Source organism: Limnobacter sp. SAORIC-690 (assembly GCF_002954425.1).
Classification (GTDB): Bacteria; Pseudomonadota; Gammaproteobacteria; order Burkholderiales; family Burkholderiaceae_B; genus Limnobacter; species Limnobacter profundi.
In genome coordinates this window covers 2,032,765-2,046,424 of sequence record NZ_MQVZ01000001.1, presented here as the reverse complement: position 1 = coordinate 2,046,424, position 13,660 = coordinate 2,032,765, and the positions used below count along the sequence as shown (strand labels likewise).

The 13,660-nt window shown below is 51.4% G+C and carries 13 protein-coding genes; 3 read left to right on the top strand and 10 right to left on the bottom strand.

Annotated elements, in window-relative coordinates:
• Window positions 1–77 precede the first annotated feature (77 nt).
• Window positions 78–1,208: a flagellar biosynthesis protein FlhB gene (gene flhB, locus BSZ31_RS09795; RefSeq protein ID WP_105028601.1), complete on the bottom strand. Its 1,131-nt coding sequence runs from the start codon at window positions 1,206–1,208 to the stop codon at window positions 78–80.
• 109 nt (window positions 1,209–1,317) lie between these two features.
• Here flhB and BSZ31_RS09790 point away from each other — a divergent pair, with 109 nt between their 5' ends.
• Window positions 1,318–1,728 (top strand): Hpt domain-containing protein, encoded by a 411-nt coding sequence (locus BSZ31_RS09790; protein WP_105028600.1) that lies wholly within the window; start codon window positions 1,318–1,320, stop codon window positions 1,726–1,728.
• Here BSZ31_RS09790 and BSZ31_RS09785 read toward each other — a convergent pair.
• From BSZ31_RS09785 to flhD, 9 genes are all read right to left on the bottom strand, one after another.
• Entirely contained in the window at window positions 1,718–3,463 is a 1,746-nt protein-coding gene (locus tag BSZ31_RS09785) for a methyl-accepting chemotaxis protein (RefSeq protein ID WP_105028599.1), read from the bottom strand. The two genes, BSZ31_RS09790 and BSZ31_RS09785, sit on opposite strands and share 11 nt — an antisense overlap.
• A gap of 139 nt (window positions 3,464–3,602) precedes the next feature.
• Complete coding sequence (locus BSZ31_RS09780) at window positions 3,603–5,441, bottom strand: chemotaxis protein CheA (RefSeq protein ID WP_105028598.1); 1,839 nt, start codon at window positions 5,439–5,441, stop codon at window positions 3,603–3,605.
• A 36-nt stretch (window positions 5,442–5,477) separates the two neighbouring features.
• Window positions 5,478–6,251, bottom strand: coding sequence for a protein phosphatase CheZ (locus BSZ31_RS09775; RefSeq protein WP_105028597.1), 774 nt, complete (start codon window positions 6,249–6,251; stop codon window positions 5,478–5,480).
• Window positions 6,252–6,284: 33 nt separating this feature from the next.
• Window positions 6,285–6,674, bottom strand: coding sequence for a chemotaxis response regulator CheY (cheY, locus tag BSZ31_RS09770; RefSeq protein ID WP_105028596.1), 390 nt, complete (start codon window positions 6,672–6,674; stop codon window positions 6,285–6,287).
• A 9-nt stretch (window positions 6,675–6,683) separates the two neighbouring features.
• Window positions 6,684–7,616, bottom strand: coding sequence for a chemotaxis protein (locus BSZ31_RS09765; protein WP_105028595.1), 933 nt, complete (start codon window positions 7,614–7,616; stop codon window positions 6,684–6,686).
• Between the two features lie 28 nt (window positions 7,617–7,644).
• Window positions 7,645–8,613 carry a flagellar motor protein MotB gene (gene motB / locus BSZ31_RS09760; protein ID WP_105028594.1) on the bottom strand — a complete coding sequence of 323 codons (969 nt, stop codon included), beginning with the start codon at window positions 8,611–8,613 and terminating at the stop codon, window positions 7,645–7,647.
• A 15-nt stretch (window positions 8,614–8,628) separates the two neighbouring features.
• On the bottom strand, window positions 8,629–9,492 hold the full coding sequence (gene motA, locus BSZ31_RS09755) for a flagellar motor stator protein MotA (RefSeq protein ID WP_105029823.1): 864 nt from the start codon (window positions 9,490–9,492) through the stop codon (window positions 8,629–8,631).
• Between the two features lie 313 nt (window positions 9,493–9,805).
• Entirely contained in the window at window positions 9,806–10,369 is a 564-nt protein-coding gene (flhC, locus tag BSZ31_RS09750) for a flagellar transcriptional regulator FlhC (RefSeq protein WP_105028593.1), read from the bottom strand.
• Between the two features lie 82 nt (window positions 10,370–10,451).
• On the bottom strand, window positions 10,452–10,769 hold the full coding sequence (gene flhD, locus BSZ31_RS09745) for a flagellar transcriptional regulator FlhD (RefSeq protein ID WP_008253127.1): 318 nt from the start codon (window positions 10,767–10,769) through the stop codon (window positions 10,452–10,454).
• Between the two features lie 530 nt (window positions 10,770–11,299).
• On the opposite strand from flhD, the gene BSZ31_RS09740 reads away from it, so the two are divergent.
• On the top strand, window positions 11,300–12,163 hold the full coding sequence (locus tag BSZ31_RS09740) for a flagellin (protein ID WP_105028592.1): 864 nt from the start codon (window positions 11,300–11,302) through the stop codon (window positions 12,161–12,163).
• A gap of 371 nt (window positions 12,164–12,534) precedes the next feature.
• Complete coding sequence (locus BSZ31_RS09735) at window positions 12,535–13,401, top strand: flagellin (RefSeq protein ID WP_105028591.1); 867 nt, start codon at window positions 12,535–12,537, stop codon at window positions 13,399–13,401.
• Window positions 13,402–13,660 lie beyond the last annotated feature (259 nt).

Sequence of the window (13,660 nt, the reverse complement as noted above, 5' to 3'; positions counted from 1 at the left end):
TTCAGCTCCCAAGTCACCAGCCCTGTGCGACACAAACAACCCAAGCCGAGTTGAGCAATAAACAGCAGCGGTGGTCCTCAAGCTGCCGGCCCCGGATCCATGCCTTTCGGAATATCAGTCTCTCCAGGCACTTCCACCATGTGGGCCTTGCCTTCCGCAAGTGCATAAACATAGGCCAGCAATTTGGCCACTGCCGTGTACAAAGCACCTGGAATTTCCTGTTCAAGCTCCACATTGGAATACAAGGCACGAGCCAATGGAGGCGCCTCAACCAAAGGAACCTTGTTGTCCCTGGCCACTTCCCGAATTTTCAAGGCCAGCGGGCCAATGCCTTTGGCCACCACACGCGGGGCACCTTTGCCATCCTTGTCGTATTTCAAGGCAACGGAGTAGTGGGTCGGGTTGGTCACAATCACATCGGCATTGGGCACCGAAGCCATCATGCGGCGGCGTGCTGCTTCGCGCTGCATGCTTTTGATCTTGCCTTTCAGGTGGGGGTCGCCTTCCGACTCTTTCGATTCTCGCTTGAGTTCTTCCAGGTTCATGCGCAAACCTTTGTAGTAGCGCCACAACTGATAAGGCACATCAATCGACACAATCAACAGAAATGCAATCGCAAGAATGAGCGCGTCCTTGATGGTAATTCGCGCAGTTTCAGCCATGCCATGCTCAAGAGGCATGGCTGACAGCTGGGTGAACTCACCCAAATCCTGCATCAACAGCAGATAGCCCACACCGCCCAACACCACTGTTTTCAAAATGGCTTTGACAAGCTCGGCCAAACCGTTGACCGAGAATATGTTTTTCAAACCCTTGATCGGGTTCAGTTTTGAAAGCTTGGGCTCAAGCGGTTTGGTGGACCAGTTAAAACCACCCACTGCAATGTTGGAAACAATCGCAGCCACCACCACCACAAGAAAAAGGGGAATGAGAATGAACAGGCTTTCCTGCAACATGGACACCCATTTCAAACCCATGTGTTTGGTGTCAAAAGCCTGCGCGCGGTCTAGCACCAAACCCTGGCGCATCAGCTTTTCACTTTGGCTGACCAGTTCGCCCCCCATGGTGTAAAGCAAGCCAACACCAGCGAGCAGCACCACGCCTCCGCCCAGCTCTCTGGAACGGGGAAGGTTGCCTTCTTCTCGCGCTTTACGGATCTTCTGTTCCGACGCGGGTAAGTCTTTTTCCTGATCGGTTTCTTCTGCCAAAGCAGCACCTGCGGTGTTGGAATGTTCTTATTATGAAAAGGATACATGCAATTCAAAACCCCGATTTGAAGAGGTAACATGGGATTCTTCTGTATTCACATTCAAATCCATGCATTACAACCCCACCGAAGCTCTGGAGCGAATCGACAACGACAAAGGTTTGCTGGCCATGTTGATCTCCGTCTTTGTCAAAGAATGTCCGAACTACATTGGAAAGTTACAATCTGCCTGCGACAAACAGGATCTCAATGCGCTGGGTGATGCAGCCCACAATGTGAAAGGTGCAAGTGCCGCGATTGGTTTTGAAGACTGCCGAAAATTGGCCGAGGAACTCGAGGTTACCTGCAGACAATCCGGTGTGAAAAGTATTGCGCACTTCGAGAGCAGCACTGCCAGACTGATTGCTGTATTGAACCAATGCGAAACGCTCTTGAATGACTGGGCAAAAAAAAACGCGCCTGAGCGCGGTGAGAAACGGACCCCTATCCGTTTTTTGAAGTTTCAAGTACTTAATCCTTGATTAACAACTCGGGGCTGAAGCCCAGTCTGAGGCCACCCCAATGGCGTCCGTTGATTTCGATGGGCAGTGACAAGTCATTCAACACTTCACCGGTGTCACGCCGATAAGTTTGCAACAACCAGGGCGACAGGTTTTGTGCTGCACGCAAACCCACCGGGTCGCTGAACATGCGTTTGTCTCGGCTTTCCACCAAGTCTTTTTTCAGGTCGCCGGTCAAGGGGCGTGAATACTTGCTGTTGTGCGTTGGGGCATAACCTTTTCTATCCACGCACAAGGAGAACACCGAGCCGGGCACATTGGCCACCAACTGATCGTAGGCATTTTGCAGCGGACGCTCCACAGCTTTGTCGTAGCGGGTGCTGTATTTTTGCGGATTGGAATTGGGCACCGCTTTGTAAGCTTCATCAAAAATATCATGGCCATTGTCCAGGGCCTCGATCAATACATTCTTGCATTGCTCGCGTGCCAATATGGCTTGCTCGATGATTTGCTCGTAGGCACCCTTGCCAATTTTGAATCGGGCTACCAGCTCTTTGATTCGATCTGTGGCTGCCGCAAGTTCTGAACTTGATTTCTCGGACTCGCTGGTTTGATTGATTACCGACTGGGCAGTTTCGCGAATTTCAGAAGCCTTGCCAGACACTTCCATATTGATCTGCTTGACCGATTGAACTTGCTGGGTCACGTCGTTGATCTGGGTGCTCATTTCCTCAAAACTGTGGACCATGCCAGAGAATTTGGCCGATGAGGTGCTCACCGTTTGCTGCCCTTTCAGAATGCTTTGATTGATTTCGCGTGTTTCCTGTTGAGTGTCGCCCACCAAGCGAAGCATGGACGAAATATTGCCCCGAATTTCACCAGTGGCTGACTTCACACGCTCGGCCAGGCCACGCACTTCATCGGCAACCACCGCAAATCCTCGCCCCTGTTCGCCAGCGCGAGCAGCCTCAATAGCGGCGTTCAAGGCCAGCAAATTGGTTTGATCTGAAATGTCATTGATCAGCTTGACGATGTTTTCAATGCCTTTGCCCGTTTCGGCCAGTTTCTCAACGGTGTGCCCAAAACTGTTCAAACTGCCCGAGGCTGCGTTCATTTCGTCGGCCACAGTGAGCAGTTCACGGTAGGAGGAATTCACCGTTTCAAGATGTTCTTCGGTGGCACGCGACAGGTAGTTTGCGCTATTGGCTACATTCTCCATGGCGCTTGATGCCTGGTCTGCCGCTTGGAAAATTTCGGAAGTGATGTTGCCTTGTTTGTCAGCAGTGCGGCTGGCGTCTTTCAAACTGCCGGAAACACGCACCGATTCCATGGAAACCTGCGCAGTCATTCGGCGAATTTCGTGAATCAGGTCACGCAGGCGCACCATGAAGGCATTGTAGTTTTCTGCAAGGCCACGCAGTTCGTCTTCAGTTACCGTAGGCAGGTTCACTGACAAATCACCCTCGCCGTTGGCCAGTTGATCCATGCGCTCGCTGAGCAAACGTACGGGGCGCACGATTAAGTGGCGCAGGTATACAAAAGCACCAGCGCAGGCAAGCAAGGTAAACCCAAGGGAAATACTGAGAATGAGACGAAAGTCGCTCATTTGTTCGGGGGCCAGCTTGCCCATCGCCCAGCTGTAAATGACCAGGTAACCGATCAATACAACAGCTGCAATACCGGCCACATTGCCAAACAGTTTTCGACTGAGTGTGTAAAAAAAACTTTTTTCAATCGAGCGGTACAGTGAATTCATCAGGTCAACTCCTTGCCCCTGACTTGTTTCGTCAGGTGTGTGTGAATGTCATTGGCATCTTGTGCCGATGATTCAATTATCGAAGCAAATGGAGTTAACCATACGGGTTATAAAACCCTGAAAAACACCTTAGTTCTACTTACAGCTTTCCTTCAATCAACTCGCGAAGTTCAAGTACCAGCACCAGCAAGCCTTCACCTGACAAGGTGGCACCAGCCACACCCTTGGGTTTTACCCCATCCAACGGCTTGATCATGACTTCGTCCTGGCCCACCAGCGAATCAACCGCCAAAATGCAGGCCTTGTTGCCGCTGATTGTGAGCACACCCACCTTCGGAGTCGGTGCACTTTCGCGACCAATTAAAGTGGCCAGGTCAAGCAATGGAATCACCTCACCGCGCACCACCATGGTGGGCTTGCCACCCACGTATTGCACCTTGTCTTCTTCGATCGGAATGATCTCCCGAACACAGGACAAAGGCAGGGAATAAATTTGCTCTTCAAGCTTCAACATCAACACGGGCAAAATAGCCAAGGTCAGTGGCAGCAAAATCGTGATGGTAGAACCATGGCCTGGCTCGGATTGAATTTCAATGCGACCATTCAGGCGCTGAATATTGGTTTTCACCACATCCATGCCAACACCGCGGCCGGAAATATCCGAAATTTGATCTTTGGTTGAAAAACCTGGCAGGAAAATCAGTTGCAGGCTTTCCTGCACGCTCAACTGCCCTGCTTCCTCGGCGGAAATCAAACCTTTTTCAACAGCTTTCTCGCGAATGATTTCCGGGCGCATTCCACGGCCATCGTCCTGAATTTCGATCACGATGTGATCACCAGTCTGACGAGCGGAAAGATTGACAATACCTTTGGGATTTTTGCCGCAGGCTGTGCGATCTGCAATGGTTTCAATACCATGGTCCACCGCATTGCGCACCAAGTGGATCAAGGGGTCATTCAACTCTTCGAGAATGGATTTGTCCACCTCGGTTTCCGCACCTTCAATCACCAATTCAACGTCTTTGCCCAACTGACGAGAAACATCACGGGCCAAGCGACTGTATTTCTGGAATACGCGGCCCACTGGCTGCATACGGGCCTTCATCACAGCCGATTGCAAATCGGAAACCAGCATATCAAGTTGGCCAACTACCGTGTCAAGCGACTTGATCAATTCTTCATTGCTGGCACCGGATGCAAAAGCCTGGAAAAGGCAGTTCAAGCGGTTTTTGGTCAAACCGATTTCACCGCTGAGGTTCAGGATTTGATCAAAACGCGCGGTGTCCACACGAATGGTATTTTCTTTTTGTACGGCTGCTGCAGGCTGAGCTGCTTTTGTTTTGGGTGGTGGCGCCTTGGGGCGAACTGCGGCAGCGGCCTGCCTTGCAATTGCCTCAGTGGCCATGCCTGTGCTTAGTGCAGCCTGTTCAAGCTCTCGGGGTGGTACACCGACCACGGCTTCGTACAAACCGGCCCAATCCAGATCATCCTCTGAAATTTGCGCAAGCTCATTCAATGTTTTGGCTCGACTTGGCGGGGGGTCTGCCACAACTGCTTGAACAACCGGCGCAGCGGCGGGGGCCACGGTGCGGCCTTCGATGGCTGCGTCGAGTGCTTCCAGCAATTCCTGAGGCGCTGCGCCTGGCTGGTGCCCGTTGCGCATTTCACCAAACATGCGGTGTACTTCCCCGGTGGCGGCCATGATGGAGTCCATCATTTCAGCATCCAGGACAAGCTTCTTGGAGCGCAACAAGTCAAACAGATTTTCTGTTTTGTGGCATAGCTCTACCAGGTGTGTTGCTTCCAGAAAACCGGCGCCACCCTTGATGGTGTGAAAACCGCGGAAAACAGTGGCCAACAAATCGGCATCTTCCGGGCTTTGCTCCAGTTCGACCAGCTTGCTGTCCACGTCCTCCAACAAGTCGCCTGCTTCGGTCAAGAAGTCCTGTAGCAGTTCGACATCACTGAATGCGCTCATTTGTATTCTCCCACGTCAGCCCGGTTGTTTGTGTTGTTAGAAGCCTAGGCTTTCCAGCAGGTCATCGACCTGGCTTTGATTGCTGCACACATCGGCACGACCTGCTGCATTGATGGCCGGACCATTGAGGAATGTTTCTTCAACCTGCTTACGCTGATCGGGTGGCGTGGTGTCGAGCAACAGCTGAACCAGTTGCTCTTCAAGACCCTGCGCCATGTTGCCGATGCGGTTGACCACCTGACCTGTGAGGTCATGGAAATCTTGCGCCATCATGATGTCGGTGAGGTGCCCCCCCAATTGCCCGCTGCACTGGCTGATTTCCTTCATGAATTCGCGATTTTCACGGGCGTGCGACTTAAACTCTTCAAGACTCATCTCGTTGTTGTAGAGGCGATCCCATTGCCTGTCGAGTTCTGCGGCACGGGCTGAAACATCGTCATTCAGTTTTTGAGAGGCCTCCACCGCAGCCAGCACTTTCTCGGCGGCTTTGCCTGTCAGGTCAGCAATGTAGTTCAAGCGAGCGCGTGCATCAGGCAAGGCGTTCACCGCATGCTCAACACTCTTGTCGTACCCTAGTTCACGCAAAGCATCGTGCAGTTTGCGAGTGAGGGAACCTACTCGGCGAAATACATCATGCGGCTCTTCATCGGCCGGGCTGGAATTCATTGCTGCTTGAGCGGCGGGTGCGTCAGAAGACGATGCCTGCGGGACGGCAGCAGGTGCATCATCCCAAACACGTTGCTCTGCGATTTCATCAAACAACGCTTCCAAATCGTCGTTGTCACCACTTTTCAGATTATCTGGGCTCATCGTTGCGACCTCTCCATTTCTGATTCTTTGTAATTAGACAGACATCTTCGCGACAATCTTGCCCAGCTTTTCTTCAAGTGTTGCCTTGGTAAAAGGCTTGACGATGTAACCGTTCGCACCCATTTGGGCTGCGGTCACGATGTCCTCTTTCTTGGCTTCTGCGGTCACCAACAACACGGGCAAATGCTTGAGTTCGGCATCGGCACGAATGTTTTGCAGCAACTCAAAGCCGTTCATATTGGGCATGTTCAAATCACTGACAACAAAGTTGAAATTGCCGGCTTTCAGTTTAGCCAAGGCTACGGCACCGTCTTCCGCTTCGTCGGCGTTGTTGTAGCCAATTTCCTTGAGCAGGTTGCGAACAATTCGACGCATGGTCGAGAAGTCGTCAACAATCAGGATTCTTAAATCTTCGGGGTTCATGCTTGCTCCTTACGCTGGCTGAAGCATTGAGGTAACCATCTGCGCCAACTCCTCAGGATGGAACTTGCCCACATAGGCGTCCACACCAACTTGCTGACCCAACTTCTTGTTTGCAACTGAGGACAGTGAGGAATGCATCACCACAGGAATGCCCTTGAAGCGAACGTCTTCCTTGATGTGACGTGTCAACACATAGCCGTCCATTTCAGGCATTTCTGCATCCACCAGGATGAGAGATACAACATCCCGAATGTCTTTGTTTTCCTGCTCGGCACGACTGGCAATGTTGCGCAGTTTCTCCCAAGCCTCACGACCGTTGATGGCGCTTTGGTAAGGCAGGTGAAGCTTCTCCAGCACCTCAGTAATTTTCTTGCGAGCCATGTTCGAATCGTCTGCAAAGAACACGGGGTATGGATGGTCGGGTCGCATGCTGTCCATATTGGGCACATCGCCCTCACCAATTACTTCACCCAGAATTTGCTCAACATCCAGAATGGACACCAGCTTGCCATCGGGCAGTTCTGTCAGGGCAGTGATCATTGCACTTTGCGACTGACCAATGCTTTGGGGCGATTTCACCTGCTCCCAGTCCACGCGCACAATGCGGTCTACGTCTTGCACCAGGAAGGCCTGGGTGTGTGAAGAAAACTCGGTGATGATCAGCTTGGTGCGCGCTTCACCATTGCCCATGCGCAGGCACTGTGCCAAGTCAATCACCGGCAAAATACTGCCGCGCAATGAAATGATGCCTTCCACGCCAGCAGGCATGTTGGGGGTTCGCGTGATGGGCAAGGTTTCACACACTTCGCGGACCTTGAACACGTTAATACCGAACACCTCGGTGGAACCCAACGAGAAAAGCAGCAACTCCATTTTGTTGGAGCCTGCAAGTCTTGCCTTCTCGTCAATCATGTTCATCAAGCGATAATCGTTTTGCATCATGTTGCTCCTGACAAATAGTCTGTTTCTTTCAATTCGTACTTGACCCGTTTTTTGGAAACGGCAAGCCTTCAACTTTGGGTACGGGTGGCAGCTCAATCAAGCCTGGGTCTTGTCCGTCATCCAGATTGGCCAGCGCCCGCACTGCTTCTTCTGCGCGTTTGTTCATCACCACAATCGCAATTCTTCGGTTCACTGCGGCGTAGGGGTCTTTTTCATCCAGCGACACCGAGGAGGCCAAACCCACCACCCGCAATATTTTCTGGTCTGGCATTCCTGCCGTGTACATTTCCCGACGACTGGCGTTGGCCCGGTCTGCCGACAATTCCCAGTTGCTGTACCCCTTATTGCCAGCCGCATAAGGCGTTGCATCGGTGTGGCCTGACAAGGTCAGCTTGTTGGGCACCTGGTTTAACAACTTGGTTAAATTACGCAAAATGTCTTTCATGTAACCTTTCAACACAGCACTGCCAGAATCAAACATGGGGCGATTTCGCTCATCCACAATTTGAATTCGTAAACCTTCAGGCGTAATGTCCAGCATGATTTGATTTTTAAACTGTTTCATCAAATCTGATGCGTCGATTAGGCCCTCTATTTCCCCCTTTAATTCAAGCAAGCGCTTGGACTCTGCCCGCTCGAGCGCCTCTGCCGTGGCATCGGAGGTACTGCTGTTGGTGGCCTTGTCGGTACTTCCGCTTTTGATTTGCCCCACGGAGCGCGACAAATCAGTACCACCTGCGTCTATTACACTCGTTGCGGTACCGGATCCGGGACCCCCAACCAGTGCCACCTTCAATGGTGAGTTGAAGTAATCAGAGATGCCTTTCAGGTCACCTTCCGAGGTAGAACCCAACAGCCACATCAATAGAAAAAAAGCCATCATGGCAGTCACGAAGTCGGCGTACGCAATTTTCCAGGCGCCGCCATGGTGACCATGGCCACCTTTCTTGATCTTCTTGACTACGATGATTGGACGTTCTTCGTCAGACTTCGCCATGATGCTTGTTTGCCTTTATTTGCCTTTGGTGCTCTTCACGTGCTCTTCCAACTCAATGAAAGTTGGACGCTCTGTGGAATAAAGAACCTTTCGGCCAAACTCAACAGCCAGTGCGGGTGAGTAACCATTCAGGCTTGCCAGCAAAGTGGTTTTCACACACTCGAATGGCTTGGATGACTCTGAAATTTTGTGGTTGATAATGCTGGCCAAAGGGCCCACAAAACCGTAGGCCAGCAAAATGCCCAGAAAAGTACCCACCAGGGCAGCGGCAATCATCACGCCCAGTTCGGCGTTACTGACTTGCCCCACTGAGCCCATCACGTGTACCACACCCATCACCGCAGCCACGATACCGAATGCCGGCAAACCGTCGGCCATTTGCTGAACGGCAGATTGGGGGGTGTGTGCTTCCTGGTGGTGGGTTTCAAGCTCGCCATCCATCAGGTTTTCAATTTCCATGGGGTTCAGGTTGCCACTGACCATCAAGCGAAGGTAATCGGTCAGGAATTCAACAATGTGATGATCGGCCAATACCTCGGGATACTTCTGAAACAAGGGGCTTTGCTCAGGTTCTTCCACATCGCCCTCAATCGACATCAAACCTTCTTTGCGCACCTTGGTCAGGATTTCGTACATCAAGGCCATCAAAGACATATAAAAAGCCTTGGTGATTGCGCTGGGTTTGAATGCACCACCCAAAGCCTTGCCTGTCGCTTTCAAAATGCTTGGCGTGTTACTGACAATGAATGCACCCAAGGCACCACCGCCAATGATCAAAATTTCAACAGGCTGCCACAGCGTTACCAGGTGCCCCCCCATGAAGGCGAAACCGCCCAACACGGAGAAAATCACGATCACGAATCCGATTGCTACTAACATGGGTTGAAGTTCTCTGTCGATGAATGGTTTTTCTGTATAGGTATTGTCGGCAGAATTTGTAAAATCTTTTGTCCGAATAAAGTGGCTTTTCTGGGTGATTTCAAGGCATGGCCAGGATTTCACAATCCTTGGTGATAGCCATTTTTGAGGGGGGTTTAATAAAAATGACCAGCAACATTGGCTGGTCATTCGGGAGTGAGAAACCCCCACTGCAGACCCGGAAGAGACAGAGGGTGGGAGGATGCAACCGGACCTTTTGGTGCAGCGGGGGTAAACGAAAAGCCCTTCTCCCTGGGCTTTGCAAACTGAATACTTAAGCTTCGATACTTGCTTCTTCGTTGAAGAAACGGTCTGCTGCCGACTGTCGCGTTTTACCGGCGCGAGAAGGCATGTGGCACAGGCCGCACACATAATCGTTCACCAATTCATACGTGTGCACCACAAAACGGCCTTCGCAGTCTTTGCACTCGGTGGTGGTCAACATGCCGGCATCAAAAAACTTCACCAAGCGCCATGCGCGAGTCAGCGACAGCACTTCGGGCAAACCCAACTGGGTAATTTGCTCCAGGTACATTCTGTAGGCTTTGATGATGGCTTCAATGTCTTCAATGTCTGTGCTCTTGATGAGCGTTTGATAGATATTGATAAACAGGGAAGAGTGAATATTGGGCTGCCAGGTCATGAACCAGTCGGTTGAAAAAGGCAGCATGCCTTTGGGGGGCGACTTGTGTTTGAGTTCTTTGTACAGCTTCAACAAACGTTCACGAGACAACTGTGTTTCAGACTCGAGAACCTGCAAGCGCGCATCCAGGCGAATCAGCTGCGTGGCCAATTGAATTTGTGCTGCTTCGTCGATGATTGATTTAACTTTAGCCATGATTTTTTTGACCCCTGTCTGATGTCAATGTTGGATGCCTGAGTTGTTGTTGTTACATCCTGAATAGTTACCGAGTCTTTGATTAAGCAGCAGCGTTCACTGCCTTGCCAGACATGATGATTGCGGCATGCATGCCGGAAACACTGCGGTCTTTGGTGTGACTGGTCAGCAAATTCCAAACCACTTCGTCGTCGAAACGGAAACGGCACATCAGCATGTTGCTTGAGGCAATACGCAGCACTTGCGCGGTGGTCAGTTGGTCGATCAACTCGGCCACTTCGTCGGAAATGCCCAAACGGAAGGTTGCTTCGGCGCGGTCTTCGCGAATCAGTTGCTGAGCCAGCAACAAATAAGACAGGTTGGTTTCGCGAATTTCATCTAGTAGACGGGTACTTTTCATTTGAACATCCTCCAATTCAATCTCTGTTGTACTGCATCCTCAATTTGCGCTGCTTTGTTAATCGCAGCGACACTTCCCTCATACGTATCTTCGGCCTCTCGCCCAATTACCTGAATCATCCAACGTCCAAACATTGAGTCACCGAGCTGGAATTCGACGTGTAGGGAACTGCCTTACATGGACACACTGTCGCTCAATAGGCCCGATGGAAGAATCACAGTTTGGGGGGATCCCCCATTCGATTGACCCCCACTTCGTGCTGCCCCTAGCGGCAGGGGCCCTAATTGTTAAGTGCCTGCTGAAGATAACGGACACCTTTAAAGAAAACTTGAGGAGGCAGCGGCATTCTTTTTCAGGAAAAATCGCCTCATTACGACACTGATTCGGTGAACTTGAGGGAGCAAAAACAATATTTTTTATTTGCGAATGAAGGCCTCAAGTTTTATTTCCAGGCATCGATAACAGGGCATAAGGCAGCGCACCAGATGACGCAGCCAACTTGAATCAACGAAATTGCTTGGAGAATTATCATGCTAGGAATCAACACCAACGTAGCCTCACTGACCGCCCAGAAAAACCTCTCTGGCTCTGGTATCGGTTTGAACAACGCCATTGCCCGCCTGTCCTCCGGTCTTCGTGTGAACAGCGCCAAAGACGACGCAGCAGGCCTGGCCATCGCCGAGCGCATGCAAGCGCAAATCCGCGGCTTTGATGTGGCTGGCCGCAACGCCAACGACGGCATTTCACTGTTGCAAGTGGCCGATGGCGCCATGGGCAAGATCAGCGACAACCTGCAGCGTATGCGTGAGTTGGCTGTTCAAGCCAAGAACGGCACACTGAACGACACTGACCGTGTGAACCTGAACCGTGAGTACACGGAGCTGGCCAACGAAGTGGACCGCATTGTGACCGGCAGCACCTTCAACGGCAACAACCTGTTTGATGCCGCCAACCAAACACTAAGCTTCCAGGTGGGCACCGGCAACGCCGTTTCCGACACCCTGGCGCTGAACCTGACCGACGATGGATTGGCCACAGGCAACGACCTGACCACCATCATGACCGGTGCCGCAGCCGACATTCCAACCAACCTGGGTGGTGTGGACACCGTGGCCAACGCCACCACCGCGATCACCACGCTGGATGCCTCGATTGACGCCATCACCGGTATTCGTGCGGTAGTGGGCGCGGGCCAAAGCCGACTGGAGCAGGTAGCGGCCTTTGCCGATGTGTCCAGCACCAACCTGCAGGCCGCCCGTGGGCGCATCATGGATGCGGACTTCGCCAAGGAAACGGCCGCACTGACCCGCTCGCAGATCCTGCAGCAGGCCGGCACCGCCATGCTCGCTCAGGCCAACCAGTTGCCCAACAACGTACTGAGCCTGTTGCAGTGATGAAGGATTGAAATAATTTATTGATGAGTAATTGATGCAGTACCTGATGTAATGCGTGTAGACCAAGCAGCAGCCTGCTCATCTGATTCCTGATAGCCGGTTGTTTTAGAGGGGGTGGGCATCACCCACCCCTCCTTTTTCTCACGCCCATACATAACCATAGTGGATTATCTTTTTCTTAATAAACGAGAAAAAGATAATCTACTATTTTCTATTTACAACTCACCTGAATTAAAAAAATAATTTAAAAAAAAATCCTAAATATTAAATCCAGAAAGACGATATATAATCATCGGTGAATGATTTACCGAGACGATGCAGAAGAAAATCACTTCTGATTAATTTGTCTAGATCTTTTCGGAGTAATAACCATGCTAGGAATTAATACAAACGCCCCTTCCCTTGGCGCACAAATGAACCTCAGCAAGTCTGCTGGTTCCCTTGAAACTTCAATCGCTCGCCTGTCTTCTGGCTTGCGTGTTAACAGCGCCAAAGACGACGCCGCAGGCCTGGCCATTGCAGAACGCATGACCGCCCAAATTCGCGGTTTCGACGTGGCTGCCCGCAACGCCAACGATGGCGTTTCACTGTTGCAAGTGGCTGACGGTGCACTGGGCAAAATCGGTGACAACCTGCAGCGTATGCGTGAATTGGGTGTTCAGGCCAAAAACGGCACATTGAACGACACCGACCGCGCCAACCTGAACCGTGAATTCACAGAACTGGCCAACGAAGTGGGCCGTGTTGCAACAGGCACCACATTCAACGGCAACAACATTTTCGCCGCTGCCAACAAAACCGTGAACCTGCAAATTGGTTCTGGCAACGTGGCTTCCGACACATTGGCCGTGAACTTGACTGACACTGGCGCTGCCGCTGGTAACGACTTGCAAACCACCCTGGGTGGTGCAACACAGGCCGCAATCGTGACCGCGTTTGGTGGTGTAGACACAGTAGCCAACGCAACAACTGCAATCACCGAAATTGACACTGCAATCAACGACATCACCAACCTGCGTGCCACAACCGGTGCCAGCTTAAGCCGACTGGATCAAGTGGTTTCTTCGCTTGAAACCACCAGCGCCAACCTCAGCTCTGCCCGTGGACGAATCATGGATGCGGACTTCGCCAAAGAAACTGCAAACCTAACCCGTTCGCAGATTCTGCAACAGGCTGGCACCGCCATGTTGGCCCAGGCCAACCAGCTACCCAACAACGTGTTGAGCTTGCTGCGTTAATGTAAGGTTTACTCCGAGCGACCCCTGGTTTGAAAGTGCACTTGGCAATTCGCACTGGATAATCAGGGGAAGTTTCGAGAGGGTGCGAATTACGGCAACAAAAATTAAAACTTTAGGGTTCTGAAAAATTCTCTTGAGAAAGTGAATTTTTTTGCATTTTTTTCTAAAGTTCTTGTTTTTCCAAGCGTTAATGAATCATAAGGCGGCGCACAAGATGACGCAGCCAGCTTGAATCAACAAATTGCTTGGAGAATTATCA

Bases quoted from the DNA above. Each gene is read 5' to 3' on its own strand.
- BSZ31_RS09740 (WP_105028592.1), top strand. From the start codon at position 11,300: ATGCTAGGAATCAACACCAACGTAGCCTCACTGACCGCCCAGAAAAAC.
- motA (WP_105029823.1), bottom strand. From the start codon at position 9,492: ATGTTAGTAGCAATCGGATTCGTGATCGTGATTTTCTCCGTGTTGGGC.
- flhC (WP_105028593.1), bottom strand. From the start codon at position 10,369: ATGGCTAAAGTTAAATCAATCATCGACGAAGCAGCACAAATTCAATTG.
- BSZ31_RS09775 (WP_105028597.1), bottom strand. From the start codon at position 6,251: ATGAGCCCAGATAATCTGAAAAGTGGTGACAACGACGATTTGGAAGCG.
- cheY (WP_105028596.1), bottom strand. From the start codon at position 6,674: ATGAACCCCGAAGATTTAAGAATCCTGATTGTTGACGACTTCTCGACC.
- BSZ31_RS09790 (WP_105028600.1), top strand. From the start codon at position 1,318: ATGCATTACAACCCCACCGAAGCTCTGGAGCGAATCGACAACGACAAA.
- BSZ31_RS09785 (WP_105028599.1), bottom strand. From the start codon at position 3,463: ATGAATTCACTGTACCGCTCGATTGAAAAAAGTTTTTTTTACACACTC.
- BSZ31_RS09780 (WP_105028598.1), bottom strand. From the start codon at position 5,441: ATGAGCGCATTCAGTGATGTCGAACTGCTACAGGACTTCTTGACCGAA.
- motB (WP_105028594.1), bottom strand. From the start codon at position 8,613: ATGGCGAAGTCTGACGAAGAACGTCCAATCATCGTAGTCAAGAAGATC.
- BSZ31_RS09735 (WP_105028591.1), top strand. From the start codon at position 12,535: ATGCTAGGAATTAATACAAACGCCCCTTCCCTTGGCGCACAAATGAAC.
- BSZ31_RS09765 (WP_105028595.1), bottom strand. From the start codon at position 7,616: ATGATGCAAAACGATTATCGCTTGATGAACATGATTGACGAGAAGGCA.
- flhD (WP_008253127.1), bottom strand. From the start codon at position 10,769: ATGAAAAGTACCCGTCTACTAGATGAAATTCGCGAAACCAACCTGTCT.